This window comes from Alcanivorax sp. 97CO-5 (assembly GCF_000524665.1).
In the GTDB taxonomy this organism is placed as follows: domain Bacteria; phylum Pseudomonadota; class Gammaproteobacteria; order Pseudomonadales; family Alcanivoracaceae; genus Alcanivorax; species Alcanivorax borkumensis.
Window position 1 is genome coordinate 26,099 of sequence record NZ_KI965903.1, and the last position, 23,204, is coordinate 49,302.

Genomic DNA, 23,204 nt, shown 5'->3' on the forward strand with positions numbered 1-23,204 from the left:
CTGGCTGCTCAGCGAGAAAAGTGTCCCTCTGCTTTGGGGGGATGGGGCTTGATATGAGTTCTGGGCAGATGGCGAAATCCATTTTGGCTGTGCGCTGCATTATAAAAAAAGGGACAAAATTGAGCATTCAGGCCCTTAAACGATGAAAAGTATCGCGTTCCCGAAGCAGAGTGAGATTCCCGTAACGCGACCTGTACCTGCATGACGCCGTCTATGCTAGCCCTCCCATCTCGGGAGCCCCCTGACATTCGTGATCGCATCACCATAGCCTTTGAGCCAGCGCCTGAATTCGATTGTATCCTTTCGGCGAAGCTGGACGGTCAGGCTTTTATCCTTATGCTGCCTGGGCTGCTGCTGTTGCCCCTCGAGGGTTAGATCCAGAAACTCGTCTGTTATTAAACCCTCACCGTGCCCTGGAATAGGGCTGGGAAGTACTCGAAAGGAAATGCTTACAGGGTCGGGCCTGGTGGGATCCCACAAGGATTCGAGATTCGATTCCTGTTCCACATAGTCCACCAGAACAAAGTCATCTGGCCGGGAGAAGCGGCCGCTTGTGATGGTCAGGTTTGATATTCTATCCAGTGACCATGCCCGAACAGATTGGGGGCTATCCTCAGGGTGTATCACAGCGCCAACAAGATAAACCTTTGGCGAACGGAAAACGATGCCCAAAGGGCCAGCTTCATAATGTTTACGCTGTTTCCTGCGTTTTCCGAGATAACTGAAGTGAATGCTTTTGTGTTGGGCGATAGCAGCTTGAAGCTGATCCATGATGCTTTCAGCACCATTCAGGGCATCAAGTGTTTTTGGGCCTGGCCGTAATTGAATGCCTTTCTGGGTAACATGCAGGGCGCCGACCAAGGCTGCTGCATCCCAGCTTTGGAACCCTGATGATTGGCTCTTGGTCTGGAGTTTCTTAAGAACCTCCTCAGCATAATTCAGTATAGGCTGTAATTTCTCATAATACTGGCTGGGTAGTTGCTGTTTCAATGTGTTGGAGGCGAGCAGAAGCGTGGCAGCCATGGCTGCCTGACTCTCTCCCTGAATATCTAGAAGAGAGGCCATCTGCATAAAGGATGTCCGATCATGAATTCGACGAATGTAGTAGGTCCGCTCGCCGGCACCTTCGATTATTTCTTGCTGGAGTCGACCTAAACGGACAATCAGGCCCGCATCTTCAAGCCGTGCAATCAGTCGTTGAACACGCTTCTTCTGCGCTTCCGGCTTGATTTCTGCTATGGACTGCAGTGACAGCAATCGAACACGAATGTCCGACATGCCAAGAGTCATATCCGGCGCGTTATCCAGTTCGCGGAGCAGAAACTGCTCTTCATCATGATGGCGGTGAAGAGTCTCTTTGGCGCTAAGCTTGGGCATAAGCTATTTAACAAGGTTTGGGTGTGGATGGAGAAAAGGGACAGCATATGCCCCTCAAAGTAAAAAATTTTGTGTCCTATTTATGGATTACTGTCATGTAGTTCGTCAATGAATAAAACCAATGGGTTGCCTAGTTTCAGATTTTGCATCATTGATTTCTTTGAGGCGCACAATCACATCCTCAGATTTTGGCGGCTTCTGACGGACCCTGATGCTTCGATCGATAACTGAGAAATCACCAGGGGTGAGCTGATTGAGACATTGCAGGGACGCTTTCAGTTGCTCATGGTCTGGAAGGGCGATGCCATGAATTTTGGCCAGTTCTTCGAGCAGTAGGATGATGCCGTTATGATTGAGGTAGTCAAAATGGATGTGAAAATCAAAACGCCGTGCCGAGGCTGGATCCATTCTTGATTTTAAGTTGGTCGTCGCAAGAAAAATACCCCGATGGCGCTCCAGTGATGTCAGGAATTGGTTGACATGGCTGATTTCCCAGTTCTGTCTGGCATGCTCCCGGTTGCTCAGGAAGCTGTCTATTTCATCCACCAGCAGCACCGCATTGTCCCTTTCTGCTTGCTGGAATATCTTGGCAATGTTTCTTTCCGTTTCCCCGACATAAGGCGATAGCAGACTACTGGCCTGGACCGACATCAAGGGCCTTTCCAGTTTTATGGCAATCTGTCGAGCCCAACTCTTTTTACCTGTTCCAGGCGGACCAGAAAGACAAAATCGGGCATCCGCATATGGGCTTAACTCACCCATGATGGCGTTGACATCCATGCTTGCCTGCAGGCATTCCGGCTGCCAGGAAAGTGTGGATTTGTCGGTCATATCAAGCCGGTTCCGGCTGCCAAGATTCTCGAGCCGGGTATTCAGCGCATGTGCCAGCGTCTCTTCTGCATCAAAGCCGGACTTCAAGGATACCTTAGCCAGATAAGGCAGGGTTGCGATGATGGAAGGAGGGAGATCGTCGATCTCAGCCAGCAATTCACGGAATCGGTTTGAAACCGGGGTTCCCTGCAGACTGTCATCAATAATCTTGCTGCGCTGTGACTTGCCCGGTGTGTCTAGATGGATAATGTGCGCAAACCGACGTTGAATCGCCGGATCAATCCCCTGGTTCTTGTTGGTGATCCATATCGAAGGTGTACCGTTATCTTCCAGCGTATGAACAAGGGCGCCTTTCGGGATGTTGTCAGAATGAAAAGGTGAAGGAATGATGACGTCTTCTACTTCATCAAATAGAACGATGCTTTCTTCCTTGTTCGACAAGGCCATCTGGCAAGCATGAAAGCGGCCTAATCTACGATGTGGAGAGATGGCACTCCCATCATTGTCCAGCTGGGGAATGACAGCCAATTTCGCGCCCAGTGATTTACTCACAAGGTGTGCGAGTTGGGTTTTTCCCGTTCCAGGGGGGCCATAAACAAGAATGTTTACCCCCTTTTTCTGTTGTGCAATAGCATCATTGATGATGGCTTGGGCGATACGATAGTCTTTCTCGGCATGCGAATAATCGGATTCCTCCAGTGTTGATTGGCAGGAAATCTGATAGAAAAGGTCGCTTAGCGAAATGTCTTCCTCACAAGGTGACGCCATGACTTCCATGAGTTGCTCGTCCAGACTGGCCGATTTGACGATGTTTCTTTTGGTCATGTGTGAGAAAACTTTTATGAGCTTCGCCTTGCGAAGCAAGCCGTTGCGCCGGAGGCAGTGCCTAAATTCTTCCTTGCTAATATCGAGAAAAAAAGGAATATATTGCTTTTCCGGAATAAACCTTTGTGAAATTTCGACAATATCTTCCACAACCATATTGGTATCGTTGTGATAGATAAGAGTGAGCGTGCGTACCTCGTTTTCATTTAGGCCGATACTTTCAGAAAGCGTACTAAAGGCGATATAGGCACGGTCTTTTTTCAATAGCGACGAGACATCACCACTTTGAGAAATCTTCTTGATGGTAGGATGGAGCGTTTTTCGCTTTTGTATGTCGGGGCTATTGATGTCCAGTTGATCTAGGGTCAAAGGTTTTTCAAATCGCTCAGAAAATGGGCAAATACATTGCTCCCAAACACCCGGCGAAGAAAGTGTTCTGGCAACCCAAAGGTCGATGATGTTTCTAGCCGTTTGCTGGTGTGTGATTCGTTTTTTCTTCGCCGTTGTCTCCATAGTACCTCCTTGGTTGGGTTGCATTATTACTGGGCTGAGGGACAAACAATGTCCCGCCATGTTATTGACGAAAGAAAGCGGTAAGGGTGTCGGCAATCGCGTCGTAGGCATCAAGCTGCAAGATAAAATTAACCAGACTGCTGTCGTAGGGGTGACTGGTTGCCGCCAACTGGGCCGTCAATGATGCTGTGGTGTCTGAATCACCACCGTGGGACGCTGACATAGCCATTACGTCAGATAGGGGGATACTGCTGGGCATCGAGGCATAATAGAGAGCAAACTCAAGAGCTTCTTCAGCAACCCAACCTTCCCCCTTGGGCGGTTCTGTGCTCATTGGATCAATAAAAATGGGGATTTGCGGAAGCAGTGCCGTTAACTCGGGGTAATCGTGTAATGCCGCCATTGCTCCCTGCTCTCTCTTGCGGTGGATTTTGCGCGATAGCAAGGCGGTAAACAGAGCGGTGACCCCGATGCCATAGTCATGGCCATGTGTCAGGGCTGCAGATTCCATGGCTAGCACCACTTTTTCTTGCTCATCAAGGTCGTTCAGGAAAGCGATTGGGGCAATGCGCATTACTGCGCCTGTGCCTTTTGATTGATTCTTTCTGTTCTTCACACTGCCTTGTGCCCCGCTACGAAGCGAACTAATACAGGTGTTGCCTGGTGCGCGAGATTGATTCACCACACGGTCAATTTGTAGTCGCCGAAGTGCAGGAGATGTCGCTGTAGGAATTAACGAAGTCTGGCCTTCGTACCAGTGCAGCCAGGCTTTGCGCAATGCGGAGATGTTGCCTCTGGTGCCGTGGTCCGCCAGTCCTGCCAGCGCATAAAGGCTCATCTGTGTGTCATCGGAAATTCGGGGTCTGCCTGTGAAATTTGCGGGGTGGATCCCCTGGCTGCCGTAATGGCGATAAATCCACTCGGAATCCTCAAATTCAACGGGGTAGCCCAAAGCATCCCCGGCTGCGCCGGCCCAGAGGGTCAGTGCAGAGCGGACGTTTTCAGGTGTGAGCAAAAACTCCGGAGTATAAGATTCCAGAAAGGCTTCTTGCTCGCGGGTCTCAATCGCACTCTGACTGCGCGCGGCGCGGACAGCTCGGATGGCATCCCAGGCCGGCATCCCGGCGTCAATACACAGCATGGCGGCAACGGTTCCTGCTCGACCCAACCCGCCCATGCAATGCAGAAGCACCTGCTTTCCCTGCATGAGCTGGTGGGCCAGTACCAAGCGCACGTAACGCCACCGTTTCATGAAGGCAGCTTCCGGGGCCATCTGGTCAACGATGGGCATATGCAGCCAGTTAAGACAGACTTCCGGCATTTTTTCCGGAAGCTCTGGAACATGGAGATAATCCATTTCATGGCCTTCAAGCAGTGAAAGAACACTGTCTGCTGACCAATCCTCGATAGTTGACAAATCCGAGTTCAGATCTCTGTCCCAGGAACCAGTCGTGGAGACTGCCTGTCGCTTGCCGGGGCAGAGGGTCAGACCAACCTTACCGTTCCAGAGAGAAAAGCTGTCGATTCGCAGTGGATGGGTTTCACTATTTCGGATCATATGTGCTCCTGTGCATGCATTCGTTAGTCGCCATGGCTTGAAATGACCAAAAGCGGTTTGCTGGCATCACTCTGGGTGGCCAGTTGAATTCGATATATGTGTTAGTGATGCATTGGCTGATAGCCAAATTGATGCGGGAATACCTGATTGAAGGCAGTGATGGGCCCGGCTGAACTGCTCAGGGTTCTGTTAGCCTCCAAATGGCAATGGGCGGCGTGAGCCTCCCCGGGTGGCGGCTATGAGGGCGTAACGCCCTTCATGGAGAGAAAGCGCCCCTGCAAATGATCGGTGGCTGATTCCTTGTGGCGTTTTGCCAATTCGCGGACTAAATCGCCGCGTTTACCCGAAAAGCAATGCTTACCCAGTTTAATAAATGCTTCAAAACCCATCGGGGAGGGACCGTATAAGTCCAGCAATTTGGCAAACTCGGGAATAAAATGTTCAAACTTGAGTGTCCCTTTTTTCCTGGTTGTTTCTCCGATCATCAAGGCGACATGTGCAACAAACAGAACCGGGTCATTAACCTCATCCGTAACCCCTAGCGATTCGCTAGCCTTACGGACTTCCTCTTCCCTCAACGAAACGAAATAGGCAATTTCAGGAAATTTAACTTCATCATTTTCAGTGCTTACATCAATAATGGACTTTTCCATAAACTCTCCAGCAGTAGTTGATGGGAGAGAGTATAAGGAGGGCGTGGGACAAATACTGTCCCGGTGCGGCTACTGGTCTTGGTATCCGTCGAGGGAGTGATTTAGGTGGTCAATAGCGCAGTTGGCCAGATCGGGGAGGCGGAGACAGCATCTGTGCTTTTTATTGATCAGAACCGCCAAGTTATTGATGCGTTCCTGAATGGCGCTTTCTCTTCTGCCTGCTCATTCCTGTTCATCTCATCGAGCACCACTGGTTCGTCACTTTCAGCCTCGTGATTAACGTATTCCCGATAGCCCTCCATGTCGATTTCAGGCTGTTGTATACCTTCCTCGACACCTGTTAGCCACGCACTAGCGCTGGCAATGGTGGCGAAAATAGCCACGGCCAGTGCTAGTGCTGCGAAGATGTAGCTGGCACCCCCCAACCTGAAAAAATTGCTCCCTATAATGTTTGCTCCATTTTATTAATGTGCCACCGAATTACCTGCCGGTAAGAGGCATTATCTTGATGTGTGTGTCTGCTTCTGTCGTAATTATAGATAGGATTAAAAAGACAATAACCAGGAGTCACGAATGGCCGGTAGCGCCAGCATTAGTAATAAGACCTACCGTGTGATTGCCTTGCTGCAGGCCTTGCCAAGGTCGCCGCATAAGATCACCAGCAATGAGATCCACCAGCGGTTAACCAGTGAAGGGCATGACATTACACGTCGCTCCATTGAGCGCTATCTCAAGGAGTTGTCTGAATCCCAGGCTTTTGGGGCGCTGGTTCAGTGTGATGACAAAGCAATGCCTTATGGTTGGTCAGTTGCTCAGAAACAAAACCTGTCCATTCCGGGCATGGACGCACAGATGGCAGCGACTTGGGATTTGGTGGCGCGCTACCTGACGCCACTTATGGCCAAGGACGTGCTGGACAAGCTGGAGCCAGTATTCAACGAGGCAAGGAAATGGTTTGAGCGCCATCGCCCCATGGGTAAGCGCTACTGGTCGGACAAGGTGGCGTATGTCCCCCGAGGTTTTCATTTGGAGCCGGCCCGAGTGTCAGCAGGCATTGCGGATCAGGTCTATGACGCCCTGTACCGTAATCGGCAGATGAATATCTGGTACAAGGATAAGGATGAGCCTCATTTGGTGCATCCCTATGCCCTGGTGGACCGAGGCGCCGTGCGCTACCTGGTGGTACGCTTCTGGAACTACAAGGATTACCGTCACCTTGCGCTGCACCGGTTACGCAAAGTACATGTTCTCGATGATGAGGTTGAAGGTGCCTCGACATTCGATCTGGATGCCTACCTACAGGAAGGGAACATGAATCTTCCCTATGGAGATAGCATCAACCTGGTGATGCGACTCTACGGACGGGCTGCCGATCACCTATACGAAACCCCGGTCAATGAAACTCAGAGCCTGAAGGAAATCGAGCCTGGCGTAACAGAGCTACGTGTGCAGGTACAGAATACTGAAGAGCTGAAGTGGTGGATCCTAGGGTTGGGTGCCAATGTAGAAGTGCTGAAACCCGCCAAAATCAGAAAGGATATCTCTCAGGAGCTAAAAAGAGCGGCGAATCATTACCCGTAGCGAATTTCTTTATAGGCTAAAAGGGTACTGTTTGATGGCTGGCAGCTGTTTTTCCAGGGTGTTGGCTCCGGAAGTTTTTCTATCTCATCGATTTCTTCGGGTCACCCACAGGCGTGATGGTCAAGGTTGTTTTGCAGAGTCCTGATAGATAAAAGAGTGCGATCCAATAGCTGATCCTGAAACGGGAAGATGGAAGGCCATTGATAGAGTACATACCCGAGGAAAGATCGCATGTCTTCTCCTCGGTTTTCTTCAATATCCAGCTGAGCCTCGGCAACAACCACCCAGGGATTTCGCATTTCAATGGCAAGGAGATAAAGCGGACTGCTTTGCTTGTGCTCTGGCATATCTTTCTCCTCATGCCTGATAGCAGCAATCTCATCCAGAGGCTTGAAGTCATGAATTAGTTAACCAGCCTGCAACGTCAATAAACCGTCCGCTATGGGTGAGTACGGTCTCTCTCAGGGCATCCATATCCATGCAGAACTCAAAGGGCGGATAGTCTGTTTGCCACGGCGGCGTATGACCGGAATAACGCTACTCCAGTGCGCAAGCAGCCATGATGGCGTTGTTACAGATACTGTCTGTCAGGCTCGTTCTCCGTTGAAGGGCCTGTATCGCTTTTTCCTTTTTCATGACTGTCTCGGTTCCTATGCTTTCTTCCATTATTGTTTAGGGTGCGACAAAAACTGACGTGACTGGCGGTTATTATAGAGATAGTAAAATTGTCAGAGTCAGGAGGAAGGGGATGGATGTCAAAATGGATAATGGTTCCGCAACGCAGGCTGGGGCCATGGAAAGCGCCTCGCTGATTCGTCACTGGGTTGCCCGGATCCTCTTGTATTCCTCGGCATGGCGTGCTGGCTGGTGTCGGCATGAGAAGCGATTTGAGAACGATGAGATTCTTGAGTTGCTCGGCTTTCTTCCCTCCCGTGAGGCCCGTTTGCGTCGTCCGCCTCAGGCTCTGGAAAGGGTAATTGGTGAGCAGCCGCTGGAAGCACTACTGGCGGATGAGGACCTCTATCAGAACGTGGTCAAGCTGGGGCAGAGACTGTCGTTGACGGAAGCGGAGCGTCGGCTACTGGTGTTTGCTTGTTACAAGGATTCGAGTGAACTGCTGAACAATGCTTGCTGCCTAGTGAAAGGCAGCTCCTTGCGGCAGTTAACCAGTCTCCTAGCGCGTATCGTTGACATCCCGGAGAAGGATGTCCAGGCCGCATTGAAACCGAGTGGTGTGCTAAGGACCACCCAGTTAATTAGAGTCAATATGGCGTCAGGATTTCGCGGCAAGGACCTTTCCTGCATGATCGAAATCGAGGACGAACTTCACGAAAGTCTGCACGTTCCGGATGCGTCCGACGCGCACCTGATTAGTTTGTTTTATCGGGAAGCGGACAAGGCCAATCTTGGTCTGCAGGACTATGCGGAGCTGAAGGACGAAGTCGCGATGCTCTCCCGGCTTCTGACCCGCTCCGTACAGGAGGGAGTAAAGGGCATCAATGTGCTTTTCTATGGCCCACCGGGAACCGGGAAAAGCGAGCTGGCGAAAGTGATCGGTGAATCGTTGCAGATGAGTATGGCGTTTGTGCCGGAAGAAGATCGTGACGGTGACGCACTCTCCGTGAAAGGACGCATGGGACGCTATAACGGCTGCCAGAGAGCCATCGCACACGATCCCCGCACCTTGGCAGTGTTTGATGAAGCGGAGGATTGTCTCTGCGACAGTCAGTTCAGTATCTTTATGCCATCCCGGCGGCAAACAGAAAAATCCAGCATGACCCGTGTGCTGGAAAACAACCCTCGTCCGACCATCTGGATTTCCAACCGGGTGGATATGGACCCGGCTTTCCTGCGCCGCTTCACCCATGTGGTGCACATGGATAACCCGGGGCCGTCCCAACGCGAACGGCTAGTCCGCGCGGCAATGGCCGGTGAGCAGGTCTCTGAAGGTTTCCTGGAACAAGCGATCAAACTGGAATCGCTGTCTCCCGCAGTACTGCATAGCAGCCTGCACTTCTCCCGTCTGGCCGCCGACGACAAGCGGGATACAGAAAGCCTCGTCACACATAACCTCAATGCCCGCTTCCAGGCCATGGGTGTGTCTGAGCGTTTAAAAGTGGAAAAGCATAAGGGGCTGCCCTGGCGAGGGGAGTGCCTGCGCGCCTCTGAAGATGTGGCGAGTCTCATCGACCAGATCAACCCGGAGGTGTCGGTGCGGTTTTGTCTGCATGGTGCGCCAGGTACCGGCAAGACAGCCTGGGGTCGCGAGCTGGCCGAGCGTATCCAGCGCCCGCTGATCGTTCGCCAGGCATCAGACCTGCTGGATATGTTTGTGGGGGGTACGGAAAAGCACATCGCCCATGCCTTCGAGCAGGCCGAGCGGGAAGGCGCTGTACTGTTAATTGATGAGGCTGACAGCTTCATCAGTAGCCGCCATAACGCGCAGCGCAGCTGGGAAGTTTCTCACGTCAACCAGTTCCTAGCGTCCCTTGAGCAATTCAATGGCATCTTCGTCGCCACTACCAACCTGCTAGAGCGGGTGGATGAAGCCGCCATGCGTCGTTTTGATTTTGTTGTGCGCTTTGACTGCCTGGATGAGGGCGGGGCGCTATTATTGCTCAAGGATCTGGCAGACGCCTACAGCATCAAACTGCCAAGTCAAAACGCTCAGCGAGAAATGCTGCAAGGTATGGATATGCTCACCCCTGGGGACTTTGCTGCTATTTATCGTCGCATCCGGGTACTCAGGGAGCCGCCGGATGTGGGTGGCTTGGTCGATATGCTGCGCGACTGCCTGCGCTACAAAAAACAGCCTTCACAGCCCATTGGATTCATGACGTCACTGCATTAAGTGCAGTGACGTTGTCACTTTACATTTTCCTGATTCCACTGTGATGGAGAGTCAATGTTAGATATCGGCTACACCCAGCATAGCGGCGGCGCCTCCCGTCAGCAGCAAGACGCCATCTGGACCGGGCAGTGCATCCTGCAAACCCGTAATGTCCAGGTTCGCAGTCACACTGGCGAAGCGCCCGTGTTACTGGCCGTGGCCGACGGCGTGGCGGCCAGTACCCGGCCCGCCCGGGCCAGCCGGTTTGTCGTTGAGGCCTTGTCACGCTTTGGAAGCCACGAACGCCTTACCGGTAAGCAGGTTCGCAAAATACAGGATCAGTTGGCAGACAAATATGCTGGCGGTGACACCCATGGCTCGTCAACAACCCTGGTGGCTGCCAGAGTCACCGAGAACCGCTGCGAGATCGTCAACGTGGGCGATAGCCGCGCTTATCTCTTCTGCCCTGAGAGTGAATGCCGCCAGCTAAGCGAGGATCACACTACCCTCAATGCGCTGATTGCCAGCGGAGAAGTTATTCCCGAAGAAGGCGTCGAATACGCCCAGATGTATCAAGGGCTGGCACATTGCCTGACGGCCGATGCCGAAGAGTACGGCTTTGCGCTGCATTTTCAGGCGTCAGAATTGGAGGAAGGCGCCGGCCTGCTGCTCTGCAGCGATGGGCTGCATGATGCCATCGGCGATGGGACGATCCGCGAACTGTATCAAGCCGACCTGCCAGCAGCGGATCAGGTAGACCGATGGCGGCAAGCAGTGATTGAGGCGGGGGTGCCGGACAACCTGTCGATCCTGTTTGTTCGGCAATGCCCCTGAATCAACTTACATAAACCCGTTTGGACCGAAGTGGTCAGGGTCGTCCCCCGGGAAGGGGCTAATGAATGGAGAAGCAGGTATGCAAGATAGCGAGTGTTCGCCTTGCAGGATCATCAGGTTTGCTGACATTGAGCGGTATCAGAAAATGTCCAATGTGTCGTTGTGCTGGTGGATGTACGGCAACAATATTCACCCTGTTCCTGCGCATTACAAGTATGACTGGTGGGTATTCTGGGAAGAATCCCCCGTTGATGGTGATGAGCTGATTTTCAATGAGAAATACCGGATGAGCACAGCAGAAGCGTCCGCACTTTACGGTCGTCTAATGAATGCGAAAATCGTCTTCTTTATGTACAACAGGAAGAGACCGCGGCAGGACCCTGCAAACCCTTTCGACCCCAACGCAGAGAGATGGAGAGACGTGACGTGGGCACCTTCTCTGGCCGATGATCCAGACCCGGTTGTTATTGAGGGAGCATGGATAGGACATAAATAGCAGCCAATGCAGCCCGATATGATCGAAAACGCGACACATGCTGAAAAGCGACATGTTCATGTAGCCAGTATCGACATGCCGGCACTCGGTAAATATTCTGTCTGTATCGTAGAAGAAGTCGTAAGGCCGTTCAGGACACCCTGTCGGCCTTCAACAAACAAGGACGAATCAACATGGTGAATTGTTCCCGCTGCGGCAACGGGGAAGGGCTGAGTCTGGTGACCGTTCTCTATGAGGAGGGGGCGAATGCGGGGCGCGCACTGGTGTACTGCGAAGCCTGCAAGGCCGACATGATGGCTTGGATTGGTGAGGCAATCCCGCTGGAAAAAGTCAGTCCGGCGGTTTTTCTCGATCTGTACCGCACAGGCAAAACGGCCTCCGACCCTTTTACTGCCGTGGAGTTGGTGTTCGGCCGCAAAGATGCGGATCTGGTCAGGCAGGCCCAGGCGCTCCTGAACACTAATTCGGGAGCCTAGCATGAACAATCTCAGGGAATTTCTGCCTCGTGTCACGGCCTGGGCTAAAAAACACCATGACCTCATTCAGGTCGAAGGCGTAGAGCTGAATGATGCCGGCGCGGATATGGCAAGGAGTGTGGGAGTGGAGGACCCAAACAGGATTCGAGTGATGTTGGTTGACGAAATCCCTTTCAGGGAAGACCCGGTAATCTACCGTATTGCCAAAAGTGTCGGGATGTTCAGCGGACAGGTCATGGGCATCACCTTCGGTCACTCTATCTACATCGTCAAAGGCTGCGAATCCGCTCAGCTCTTCTCCCATGAATTCCGGCACGTGTATCAATACGAAACCCTGGGTTCCATACAAGATTTCATGGAGGTCTACTTGGAGCAGGTGCTCGAATTCAGTTACGACAAGGCGCCTCTGGAGCTGGACGCTCGGCAGTTCGAGATAACGGAGCCGCTGTAGGTGATTCGGTCGAGGCGCCAGTCGCCCACTGTTGAGCCGAAACTCCCGTAGGTATCAGAGTCTTGCCTGATGAAGGTATTAGCAAGAAAGTACCAGCAAGGTACTAGAACTTTCGGGAGAGTGTGATACTGTTCACAATAAAAATGAACAAGCTTCACAGTGAGCCAGGATGGCTAGCTGACATCAAAATGATGTCATTTAGGGGAAGGGAGAAAGATGGGAATAAACTACAACACACTCAAAGCCCGGCAACGCCAGGAGCGTGACAGCTACCCGGACAACCTGGGCCTGCGCGTCCATCGTGCCCTCAGCTGGCTCCACCGTGCCGAACAGGAAGACGACCCGGATAGTCGCTTCATCTTCCTGTGGATCGCCTTCAACGCCGCCTATGCCACAGAAATCGATGATCGCGAAGGCCTCAGCGAACAGCGCACCTTCAATGCCTTCCTGGAAAAGCTCCAGTCACTGGACAGCAACCACCGCCTGAACAAGCTGGTGTGGGATGCTTACCCCAGTGCCATCCGCGTGCTGCTGGATAACCCCTACGTGTTTTCCTGCTTCTGGGATCACCAGAAAGGCCAGAAAACCGAAGCCCAGTGGAAGCAAAGCTTCGAATCCGCCAAAAAAGCTGCCAACTATGCCCTGGCCCAGCAGGACACCCCGCGCCTGCTGGCCATCGTACTCAGCCGCATCTATACCCTGCGCAACCAGATGGTCCACGGCGGCGCCACCTGGAACAGCAGCGTAAACCGCGACCAGATCCGCGACTGCGTGAATATCATGGGCGAACTGGTGCCGGCGGTAATCGAAATCATGATGGATAGCCCGAATACCCTGTGGGGCGAGGCGAGCTATCCGGTGGTTGTGAATCAATAAATCAGTCCAGCCTGTGTCTTCTAGTTGTTGATTTCCGAATAGAAAACAGGAACAAGGCCGAAGTGTTTAATCCAAAAAAGGATAAGAAATGTTGATGATTGTTGCCTGGATAGTCGGGGCGATTATTGCCTTTGCGGTGATTGCGGCGGTGTTTCGATATTTGATGGTGATCATCGGGGTCATTGTCGGTTTGGTTATTCTGGTCGTCTTCGGTTCTCAGGTGGGGGTGGCCTATGCTTTAACTTTGATATCCGAAAAATTAAAAATAACTGGCTTTTTGATCTCAGGGATGATGGTCGTGATGCTGGTTATGACGGTGGGTGTTTTTCTTGGATTGAATATATACATAGAGCCGGTTTCTTGGGAGATGCTTCAATATCCAATTTCGACACTATTTATGCTTGTTGCGTTTATTGCCTATAGGAAAAAGAGAAGAATCACTGAAGGATGGGCTTTAAAAGGCAAGGAGCTTAATGAGGTCGTTCAATTGGGGACGATTGCTCTATTTTCCTCGTTTTTCTTTTTCATAACGATGATTTTAACAGAGGCGGTGTTCTGGGAAGGTTATGGACCCTTGAGTATTGCGTATGGGGCTGCAGCATTGTTGGCATTGTTGATGGCAATGGTTCGCGATTTTTCTATCGTCGAGACGATAAAAAATATTGATTCATGCGTTAAAGAGTTGTTAAAGGTGAGTCCTTCACCTGAGCTTGAAAAAATAAAAAAAGAATCTGCTCTTTCAGAAAAGGAATTTGATGTTTTGTTCCATTGTTATTTTTCTGAATTATACGATCGTGGTGAGGTGGTTGATTATGATTTAAATGGTGGTTTTGCAATATATAACAAGAAAAAAATTATGGATGTCATGGATGAACTTGATGAAAAGGGGAAGGTCGAGGGGGGGTTTACTGTTGATCGTATTTCTTCTTTGCTTGGAAGTGCGATAAAAGTAGGTAAGTCAGAGGCTGAATTTTTTTCGAGAAATTATCTTGATTCTTTTGTTTTTTACGATATTGAAGATGAGGATGTGTGTGTTCATTATTCTCAGCAAGACACGATATTGACATGTGATTCTTGTGGGGTTTCAGTTGTCGAAGAGGGTGCTGGAAAATATTCCAGAGAGTGGTATTGCTCTGAAGGTTGCAAGAGAACCGAAAGAGAATGTGAGGCTATATATAAAAAATCTTCTGAGGAATTTATCAGCGATGCGCTAACCTCAGGGTTGATTGTGATGTCTGGGGCTTCGGCATGGGTGGATAATCACAAGCTGTTTGCTAGTGGGGGGCAGGGTCATGGGTTTGCTGCTGAGAAAGGTAATCACATTATTGATAAGCTGACTGGAAAAGAGGCGCGCATACTTGGTGATGACAATGCTAAAAATGGAGCAGACAGGCTTGTCAATGGCGATTTTATCCAGACCAAGTATTGCAAAACAGCAGTAAGAAGTATTGGTGCAGGTTTCGACGGTCAAGGCGGAAACTATAAGTATATATCTGGTGATGGTAGCCCTATGCAGATAGAGGTTCCGAAAGATCAGTATGGTGCTGCCGTTGCTGAAATGGAGAAAAGAATAAAAGAGGGGAAGGTAAAAAGGTATGTCGGGGGGAATGAAGAAGTAATAACCGATGAAGGGATGGCGAAAAGTCTGGTTAGGAAAGGAGCTTTGACATATGACCAAGCAGTTAATGTTACAAAGTTCGGGACATTGGAATCTGTCGCTTATGATGTTTCAGAGGGTGTGATCGTTGGAGTAAGTGCGGGGGGGATTAGTTTTGCAATTACAGCATTTGTTAGCTATCTGAATACGAAAGATCAGAGGGAGGCTTTGAGGGTTGCTGTTGTCCAGTCAAAGAATACCTTTGTAAGGGCTGTAACTGTCCATGTTGCGACCCAGCAATTACACCGTTTGCCTGCGGTACAGGCGATGCTGGGTTCGATCGATTCTTCCATGCTATCTCATACATCGAGAAACTATTTGGCAAAAGGGTTTGGTGTCAGCAAAAGCGGACTAAATAAGGCTATGCGGGGAACAGTTGTTACCTCTGTGGTTGTCATTGCAGTTACCACTGGGCCGGATTTGGTAAAACTCATTCGTGGGAGAATATCCAAGGCGCAATTTGTTACATCATTTGCTGTCGCAAGCTCGGGTGTTGTCGGTGGGGTTGTGGGCTCTGTAGTTGGTGGCGTGGCAGGCGCTGGTTTGGGGCCTGCTGGTGTGATGGGGGGGAAGGTTGTCGGAGGAATGATCGGAGGCGCTTTGTCGGCAGCAACCGCTAAGGGGATAGCTGAATCGATAAGTGAGCCAGATCAGAAAGTTATATTAAGGGGGTTGCAGAAACAAACAGAATACCTGGCGAAGACCTTCATGTTGACAGAAGAAGAAATGGATAACCTTTCTGTGAATTTGGATAAGGTTATTGATCAGGAGGTGATCGAGGAAATCTTTTCCAAAGATAACAGGCGAGCTGCGATTAATGCACTGCTAAAACCCCTTGTCGTAAGTGTGGTTAAACAGCGACCAATAATGAGTTTCGATGATTTAGATATCTCTCATGCCTGTGAAGAGGTGGTCGCATGAGAAGTATTGTTGTGATGACATTTTTATCCGTTATATGTGGTTGCGGATTTTTCCCAGGGGCAGAAGTTACATGTGAAACAGAATTTGAGAAGAGTGCATTCGAAAGGGATTTCTTTTGGCTATATTCAGAAATATTTGAAATAAATAAAGGAGTTCGACGATTACAAAAAGATGAATTCTATGGCCTGTTTGATTTTGAGGGGGCAGTTTTTGAGGTCGTTGAAACCAAAAGAGTGGTCCCTTGGAGAGGTAAAAAGCGGTGCCGTGCCCTTGTTCCTATGAGCGTGAGCAAGGATATAGAGGTCAAGGCTTCCTATTATGGATTGAATGTGGATTTTAATGATTATCTGTTGAATGAAGAAGAAAATTATTTGTATGTCAATGTTCCCTTTGTGGCATTCCATGATCGATCTACAGGGGGTAGAAGTATAGCCGCGTATTTGGAAAAAAGGGTGGCTTGGGAGCTGTATTCAATTGCTGAAGCTGATCTGGTTGAGTTTAAAGAGGCTCGAGATGGGGCAGTATTTGTTGACGAGGTGCGGCAGATCGAGAATGAAATTGGATACAAGGATAGCTATGAAGGTAAGGATGGCATGGAGCCAAATGGAAGTGGTTTTGGAGGGATTGATTTCATTGATTGCGATTCCGGGCAAGAAGGACCTTTGGCAATCATGGCATGTCAAAAGAGGCACTTACTGGACTACCATAATCAATTAATAAGCTATGAGCGTTCCCGGTACCTAGCATCGAGTAACCCTTATCAAGTAGCTAAAGAGTACGAGGAATGGCTTTATTCGGCTTTTTACCGGTGTGAGTCACTTGGAGAAAATGCAGCTTCTTGCATGGAAAGCATGTATCTAAGTCGGATTTCGAGAATCGCTTCTGATGGCTAGTGGCGAAGCTTGTTTCTGGAGGCAGGTTGCATATTTAGGGTGCTTTAGTGCAATGAGTATCTCGTGCGATAGGACGAGGTGCAATGTCTATCGATTACTCTGAAGCCTCCTTGAGAGGTGAGGCAAGCCATGGCAGACAAGATCAATCAGTATTGTCGAAAGCGATGAATTACCGAGTCGTAATGCTTTCCAAGACTGGCCCGCGAAATCAAACACTGATACAGAGAAAAGACACAATGGTTCATAGTGTACACAACAAACTGGTTGGAATATCGACGAAGACTGCCTGCGTGATGTCCATGTGCGAGGAACATACCCCGATGCCCTTCTGGCCATGGTGGTAATGCGTCGCCAGGATACACCGATTTTCTCCAGCAATGAGGAGGTGCTAAAAGATGTGAGCTTCCAGAAAGAGGGAATTGAAGCCTACGGGCTGAACTAGGCACCGCTCAAGGCGCCTCCGGCGATGTGTTTGACTGCGGGAGACTCGGCAGACTGTTTAACGCCGCCAGTAGTTATCTTTCTTATGCACTCTGGAAAGCTGGCTTCCAGTGATGGGCCATGGTCACGTTAGTTTGAGCTGGCCAAATGTTGCGCGGAATATCTGCCTACACACTTTTGACAAAGATGACTTTTGAACGTATCAGGTGTCCCAATGCCCCGATTTCTTCACACAGCAGACTGGCAAGTAGGCCGCCAGTACGCCAGCTTTGCACCAGATGATGCGGTGGCGATGGCCGAGGCTCGTATTTCCGTTATTGAGCGCATCGCTAATTTGGCGGCCGAAGAAACTGTCGATGCCGTTCTGGTGGCCGGGGATGTGTTTGATGCCCAGATGGTGTCAGATCGCACCATTCGCCGACTGTTCAATGCCATGGCCGCGTATACTGGCCCCTGGATTCTTATTTCCGGCAACCACGATGCGGCCCTGGCCGAAAGCGTCTGGACGCGCGCGCAGCGGTTGGAGGCGGTTCCCGCCAATGCCCACTTGGCCCTCACGGCTGAGGTGATGGAATTCGGTGACGCTGGCTTTGCCATTTTGCCGGCGCCTCTGACTCAGCGGCATACCATGTCTGATCTGACGGAGTGGTTTGATCATGCCGAGACGACAGACGGCTTGCTGCGTATCGGCTTGGCGCACGGGAGTGTGCAGGGCATTTTGGCGGAAGACGAGAATGCCACCAATCCGATTTCCCCAGAGCGTTATCAATCAGCAAGGTTGGATTTTCTTGCTTTAGGTGATTGGCACGGTACCAAACAGATCAATCCTCGCACCTGGTATAGCGGTACGCCGGAGCAAGATCGCTTTAAAGGGAATGATCCCGGCAATGTATTGCTGGTCCAGATCCCGGAGGTTGGCGCAGAGCCTCAGGTAGACATTCGGTCGATCGGTCAGCATCCCTGGATCCAGATGAAAGAGCGACAGGCAGTCTCATCCGATCTGGAGCAGTTGATAGCCAGGATTGAGAGGCAGCCTGAACAGGCTGTGGTCGAACTCCGTTTGGAGGGCGAAATCAGCCTGCTGGGCAAACAGCAGCTGGAGCGCGCGTTGTCAGTAGCGGAAGCCCGCTTCCGAAGCCTGAGCTATGACTTGTCAGGCCTGAGCTTGCAGCCCACCGAGGATGATATCGCGGCCCTTCATGCAGATGGCTATGTGGGCGACGTGATCACCGAGCTCCGTGACCAGCAGGAGGGTGAGGGCGGCGAAGTCGCCAGAGATGCCATGGCTATCCTCGCTTCCATGTTGCTGGAGAAACAGGCCCAGGGAGGTGACGCATGAAATTGCTACGCCTCAAGGCAGAACAACTCCGCCAGTTCCGCGCCCCCGTGGAAATCAAGGAACTGGAAGCAGGTATCAACCTGTTTACCGGCCCCAATGAATCCGGCAAAAGCACCTTGGTACGTGCCATTCGGGCGGCCTTCTTTGAGCGCCATAAGTCTTCCAGCGTGGAGGATCTGCAGCCCTGGGGTGATTCGGCAGCCGTGCCCACTGTGGAGCTGGACTTCGAATGGGAGGAGCAGTCTTGGAAACTGGTGAAGAGCTTTCTCAAAAAGAAGCGCTGTGACCTGACCGTAGAGGGTGCGCCCTATAGTGGTGATGACGCCGAAGAAAAGCTTTCCAGCCTGCTGGGCTATGAATTCGCAGCGAAAGGGGCAAGCAAGCAACAGCACTGGGGAATTCCTGGTTTGCTGTGGGTTGAGCAAGGCGCAGGCCAGGAAATCCAGGCCCCGGTAGAGCATGCCGGGCAGCACCTGAAAGCCGCCCTTGGCGGTAACCTGGGCGAAGTCACCAGCAGCACGGGCGATGAGCTGATCAACCAGGTGACAGCAGAGAGAGCCAAGCTGCTGACCACAACCGGCAAAGCCACGGGCAACTATGCCAAAGCCATTGCCGACGCGAACACTCTGCAGGGGCAGTGTGACGCGCTGCAGGATCGCATCCAGCAATACCGCCAGCAGGTAGATCGGCTGGGCCAACTGAGAGAAGAGCAGTCCCAGGCCGAAATAGAGCGCCTTTGGGAAACCTATCGTCAGCAAGCCGAAGAAGCACAAGCCCGGTTGAATGAAGTCGAGTCCTGGCAGAGAGAGCAAGACCGGGACCAGCAGACGTTCAAAGATTGCCAAACCAGTATTCAGACCACACTCGAATTACTGGCTGGATTCCAAAGCCAGCAGCAGGATTTGGCACGCCGCGAGGACGAAAAGAAAGCCGCAGAACAGCAGCAAGCGAACCTTGAGGCGCGCAAGCCTGCCAGTGAAGCCGCCCTCGAAGAAGCCAAGCACGCCCACGAGGCCGCTCGCAAGGCATTAAAGCTGGCCCAGCAGCACCAGCAACGCAAGGAGCTGGTCAGGGAACTGGAAGGCATAGAGGCTGAACTGGTTAATGACCAAAGCAAACTCGCGCGGGTGAAAGCACTCCATGCTGCCCTTCTGGAAAACCGCCAAAAGCATCAATCCAATCAGATTGACCCGCAAACAATCCAGCGGCTAAAAGACGTCGTCTCAGCACTGGATCGCCTGGCCATTCAGCAGGATGCCGTGGCAACCCGGTTGCAATTCGACCTGACCGATGATCAAAGCGTTACCTTGGATGGGGAAGGTCTGGTCGGGCAGGGCGAGCATCTATTGATAGAGCCAGGCGAGGTAAGCATCAAAGGCGTGGGCACCCTGCGAGTGCTGCCAGGTGGAGAGGATGTTGCCGAGATAGCCAAGGCCAAGCAGAGTCTCACCGACGAGCATGAGAGCTTGCTGACCCGGCTGCGCGTCACCTCCCTGGCTGAGGCAGAAACTCAATTAAAGCAGCTGCAGACACTGGAGCAAACCATCCAGCAGGATGAATCCGTCCTCAAGGAGTTGGCACCGGAGGGGTTGGAAGCCCTGTCTGATCAACTGCAACTGAAACAGGCGCGCAAAGATGCGCTCGCCCCTCAAATTCAGGCGTTACCAGAGCAAGAAGAAGACAGCCCGTCCACTTCCCGTGCGGAAGCTCAGCTGGAATCCGCCGAAGAAGCGCTTGAAGACGCGCAAGCCACTAATCAAACGCTGAAGAGTGAGCTGTTGCTGGCGGAACAGGCCCTGAGTCGTGCCCGGCAGGAGTGGGAGCGCCTCAGTAATGAACTACAGGCCCCGGACCGCAAACAGCGTGAAAAGCAGGCAGGCGAACAGTTGGCCGAGCTGCGAACCAACGAGAGCCGTCTTCGAGACAAGATTGCAGAGCGTGAAGAGCAGATTCAGCAGGCCAACCCGGATGCCCTCAAACAGGATGTGCAGCGTCTCACCAAAAGCGCAGATGCAGCTGAAAAGCAGGAAGAGGCGCGCCGGTTTGAGGTGATCCAACTGCAGGCTCGCCTGGAGTCAGCCGGTGCGGAAGGCCTGGAAGAGCAAAGCGCGGAACTGAAAGTCGAGCTGGACCGGGCAACCCGCCGAAAAAGGGAGCTCGAACGCCACGCCAACGCCCTGGACTTCCTGCTTGCCCGTCTCACAGAGCATCGCCTGGAGCTCACTCGCCAACTCCAGGCCCCATTGCAGAAACACCTGAACCACTACCTGCAGCTCTTGTTCCCGGAGGCTTCCCTGAATGTGGATGAAAACCTCATTCCGGAAGTGTTGGTCCGCCAAGGCTACGGTGGGGAAGAGCGTGGGCAGTTTAATGAGTTGAGCTTCGGCGCACGAGAGCAAATGGCCCTGATCAGCCGACTGGCCTATGCCGATCTTCTGCAGGAAGCCAACAAGCCAACCCTGATCATCCTGGATGATGCCCTGGTCCACAGCGATGCCGAGCGCCTCAAGGCCATGAAGCGGGTTCTCTACGATGCGGCGCAGCGTCATCAGATCCTGCTGTTTACCTGCCACCCGGATAACTGGCGGGATCTGGGTGTGATGGCGAGGGATGTGGCTGGGCTCATGGCGGATGCCGAAGAAGGATGAATAGTTGCAAATAGTATTGTTGTCTCTGCTTGCTAATTGGTTACGTAAAAAATTTAGGGGTATTTAGGTGCAAGAAATTCAAATAACAGATCTTCTTATGCTGTTGACGAAGATGAACGGGCCATCTTTGGCATTTGTCTGCGTGATGCTATTCCTGTTTACGGTTACATGTTTCTTCCTGTTGAGACACTGGCTGAATTATCGGGGAAGAATGGCAGGCGTTAGTGCGCTGATTAATGGTCAAGTTAAAGATGATCTGGCAAATAGGCGCAGGCAAACACTTGAAGATGCAATCTCGAACCGGAGGGAAGAAGTTGGCAATCTCTGGCGAGAATTTGATGAAAGTTTGGTCTTTTCAAATGACAAAGCAAAGCTTTACAACACGCTTGATGCAGAACACTTCTTTAATGCAAAGACTCTAGCGTCAGGGTTGACAGAAAGTCGCTTGTTGGCTGCTGCGCCTAGTTTTCTTGTGGCTATCGGTGTGTTGGGGACTTTCGTTGGCTTGAGTGTGGGTCTGGCCGGTTTGGATGTCAGTGGTGCACTTCCTGAACTCAGGATGGCGATGAATACCATGATTTCAGGCGCCGCGACGGCTTTTAATACCTCGGTTTTCGGTGTTTTGCTCTCTTTAATTTTGAATCTAATTGAGAAATTGCTGGAGCGAAATGTCAGGAACCAGGTTCGACTTCTTCAGCAGAAAATAGATTTCTTATATCCAAGAATTCCTGCGGAGCAAACGCTTGTTCATATTGAAGATGCAAGTCAGAAATCAGCTGAATCGTTAATGGGGCTTCACGAGCGCATCGGAGATGAGCTTCAAAAGACCGTTAATGAAATGAGCGTCAGCATGCAGGAGGCTATTTCTGAATCGCTTACAAAAGTGATGGCCCCTGCTCTGGAGCGGCTAGCTCAAAACGCATCAGATCAATCCACCACGGTTCTCGAGCAGTTAGTGGGGAGTTTTCTCGACAAGTTTGGCGAAGCAGGGCGGCAGCAGGGGCAGGCACTTGAGAAGGTGGCTGGGGATGTTGGCGGCGCAGTGGAAGGGATCAGCAGGGAGGTCGGACGTGTGTCTTCAATGCTATCTGAGGCCGGTTCGAAAACAGATGAATTGTTGGTTCAGCAACGTCAGCAGATGTCCGAGCAAATGGCCAGGCTGCAGGAACAGGCAAGCACGCGAGAACAGGCGCAGAGACAGCAGTTTGAGAGCTTGCTTGAAGGGGTGACCCGCAAACTGTCTGAGCAGGCAGATACCGCCTCAAAAGCGGATCAGGAAAGGCAGGAACGACTGGATGGCTCGATCACAAGGATGCATGAAGGGCAGGTGGGGGCACTGAATGCCATCAAGGAATCCTCTGAGAACAGCATTGGCGCCTCTGAGCGTCTACTTGAAACCATGGAGCCAATTGCAAAATACCTGGGTGAAGCTGCAGGATCTCTGGATCGTTCTGCCGAAAATCTCAGGGCCACAGAGAAAGGCTTCTCCGTACTTGGTGCGGAAATCCATAACAGTGCAGATCGTCTTGGTAACACAGTAACGGCAATGGTTCAGAAGATGGCCGAGGTGTCTGAAGGTTCAAGCCAGGTTAGTGAAGGAATCCAAGGGCAACTTGGGCTGCTGGAGCAGCTACAGGCCGGACTCGGTGAGACCTCCAAAAGAATGGAGGGGGCAGCAACAAGAATGCTTGATGGATTCGGTTCCATGGAAGCAAGTCAGAATCGCTATCTGGAAAGTGTGAAACAGCAGTTTGAGTCTTTGGGCGACTCCCTCAAGCAGCAAGTTATGACCGTAGAGAAGCAGGCGGAACAATGGCTGGCTACTTATCATAAAGAAGTAACAGGCCAGATTCAGGACCGAATGGGGAAGTGGGACGAGGTGTCTCGAAACTATGCGGACAAAATGCTGACTACAGTTCAGGCGATTGACGGTATTGTTGATGAGCTTGAGAGCAAGTCGCGATGAGGTCATTTAGGCAATCCTCCGCCCCCGTTGATGAGGAA

The 23,204-nt window shown here is 51.5% G+C and carries 19 protein-coding genes; 13 read left to right on the forward strand and 6 right to left on the reverse strand.

The window, feature by feature from the left end:
* Nucleotides 1-216 precede the first annotated feature (216 nt).
* From Y017_RS09535 to Y017_RS09555, 5 genes are all read right to left on the reverse strand, one after another.
* Nucleotides 217-1,377 (reverse strand): YafY family protein, encoded by a 1,161-nt coding sequence (locus tag Y017_RS09535; RefSeq protein WP_035460491.1) that lies wholly within the window; start codon nt 1,375-1,377, stop codon nt 217-219.
* Nucleotides 1,378-1,482: 105 nt separating this feature from the next.
* Nucleotides 1,483-3,546 (reverse strand): AAA family ATPase, encoded by a 2,064-nt coding sequence (locus Y017_RS09540; protein WP_035460494.1) that lies wholly within the window; start codon nt 3,544-3,546, stop codon nt 1,483-1,485.
* Between the two features lie 61 nt (nt 3,547-3,607).
* Nucleotides 3,608-5,104 carry an ADP-ribosylglycohydrolase family protein gene (locus Y017_RS14900; RefSeq protein WP_051428742.1) on the reverse strand — a complete coding sequence of 499 codons (1,497 nt, stop codon included), beginning with the start codon at nt 5,102-5,104 and terminating at the stop codon, nt 3,608-3,610.
* 236 nt (nt 5,105-5,340) lie between these two features.
* Nucleotides 5,341-5,757 carry a hypothetical protein gene (locus Y017_RS09550; protein WP_035460495.1) on the reverse strand — a complete coding sequence of 139 codons (417 nt, stop codon included), beginning with the start codon at nt 5,755-5,757 and terminating at the stop codon, nt 5,341-5,343.
* 167 nt (nt 5,758-5,924) lie between these two features.
* The gene (locus tag Y017_RS09555; protein ID WP_155849256.1) at nt 5,925-6,140 is read right to left on the reverse strand and encodes a hypothetical protein; all 216 of its coding nucleotides are present in this window, start codon (nt 6,138-6,140) and stop codon (nt 5,925-5,927) included.
* Between the two features lie 190 nt (nt 6,141-6,330).
* Here Y017_RS09555 and Y017_RS09560 point away from each other — a divergent pair, with 190 nt between their 5' ends.
* A complete protein-coding gene (locus tag Y017_RS09560) occupies nt 6,331-7,338 on the forward strand; it encodes a YafY family protein (RefSeq protein ID WP_035460499.1) in 1,008 nt (335 codons plus the stop codon).
* Nucleotides 7,339-7,439: 101 nt separating this feature from the next.
* On the opposite strand, the gene Y017_RS09565 is transcribed toward Y017_RS09560, so the two are convergent.
* Nucleotides 7,440-7,685 carry a hypothetical protein gene (locus Y017_RS09565; RefSeq protein WP_035460500.1) on the reverse strand — a complete coding sequence of 82 codons (246 nt, stop codon included), beginning with the start codon at nt 7,683-7,685 and terminating at the stop codon, nt 7,440-7,442.
* 401 nt (nt 7,686-8,086) lie between these two features.
* On the opposite strand from Y017_RS09565, the gene Y017_RS09570 reads away from it, so the two are divergent.
* The 12 genes from Y017_RS09570 to zorA all read left to right on the forward strand — a co-directional run bounded on the left by Y017_RS09570 (nt 8,087) and on the right by zorA (nt 23,166).
* Nucleotides 8,087-10,189, forward strand: a complete 2,103-nt coding sequence (locus tag Y017_RS09570) for an AAA family ATPase (RefSeq protein WP_035460503.1) — start codon at nt 8,087-8,089, stop codon at nt 10,187-10,189.
* Between the two features lie 54 nt (nt 10,190-10,243).
* Nucleotides 10,244-11,002, forward strand: a complete 759-nt coding sequence (locus Y017_RS09575) for a PP2C family serine/threonine-protein phosphatase (RefSeq protein WP_051428743.1) — start codon at nt 10,244-10,246, stop codon at nt 11,000-11,002.
* A gap of 79 nt (nt 11,003-11,081) precedes the next feature.
* Nucleotides 11,082-11,498, forward strand: coding sequence for a hypothetical protein (locus Y017_RS09580; protein WP_051428744.1), 417 nt, complete (start codon nt 11,082-11,084; stop codon nt 11,496-11,498).
* Between the two features lie 173 nt (nt 11,499-11,671).
* Nucleotides 11,672-11,974 carry a hypothetical protein gene (locus tag Y017_RS15440; protein ID WP_231483472.1) on the forward strand — a complete coding sequence of 101 codons (303 nt, stop codon included), beginning with the start codon at nt 11,672-11,674 and terminating at the stop codon, nt 11,972-11,974.
* Between the two features lies 1 nt (nt 11,975).
* The gene (locus tag Y017_RS09590) at nt 11,976-12,425 is read left to right on the forward strand and encodes a hypothetical protein (protein WP_035460504.1); all 450 of its coding nucleotides are present in this window, start codon (nt 11,976-11,978) and stop codon (nt 12,423-12,425) included.
* Nucleotides 12,426-12,641: 216 nt separating this feature from the next.
* Nucleotides 12,642-13,301: a HEPN domain-containing protein gene (locus Y017_RS09595; protein ID WP_197017559.1), complete on the forward strand. Its 660-nt coding sequence runs from the start codon at nt 12,642-12,644 to the stop codon at nt 13,299-13,301.
* Nucleotides 13,302-13,389: 88 nt separating this feature from the next.
* Nucleotides 13,390-15,879 carry a hypothetical protein gene (locus Y017_RS09600; protein ID WP_051428745.1) on the forward strand — a complete coding sequence of 830 codons (2,490 nt, stop codon included), beginning with the start codon at nt 13,390-13,392 and terminating at the stop codon, nt 15,877-15,879.
* Complete coding sequence (locus tag Y017_RS09605; protein WP_035460506.1) at nt 15,876-16,772, forward strand: hypothetical protein; 897 nt, start codon at nt 15,876-15,878, stop codon at nt 16,770-16,772. The genes Y017_RS09600 and Y017_RS09605 overlap by 4 nt, the downstream gene beginning before the upstream one ends.
* A 301-nt stretch (nt 16,773-17,073) precedes the next feature.
* Complete coding sequence (locus Y017_RS15225) at nt 17,074-17,214, forward strand: hypothetical protein (protein ID WP_155849257.1); 141 nt, start codon at nt 17,074-17,076, stop codon at nt 17,212-17,214.
* 213 nt (nt 17,215-17,427) lie between these two features.
* Entirely contained in the window at nt 17,428-18,552 is a 1,125-nt protein-coding gene (locus Y017_RS09610) for a DNA repair exonuclease (protein WP_035460507.1), read from the forward strand.
* Nucleotides 18,549-21,200 carry an AAA family ATPase gene (locus tag Y017_RS09615; RefSeq protein WP_035460508.1) on the forward strand — a complete coding sequence of 884 codons (2,652 nt, stop codon included), beginning with the start codon at nt 18,549-18,551 and terminating at the stop codon, nt 21,198-21,200. The genes Y017_RS09610 and Y017_RS09615 overlap by 4 nt, the downstream gene beginning before the upstream one ends.
* A gap of 67 nt (nt 21,201-21,267) precedes the next feature.
* On the forward strand, nt 21,268-23,166 hold the full coding sequence (gene zorA / locus Y017_RS09620) for an anti-phage ZorAB system protein ZorA (protein ID WP_035460510.1): 1,899 nt from the start codon (nt 21,268-21,270) through the stop codon (nt 23,164-23,166).
* The last annotated feature ends 38 nt before the right edge of the window (nt 23,167-23,204 follow it).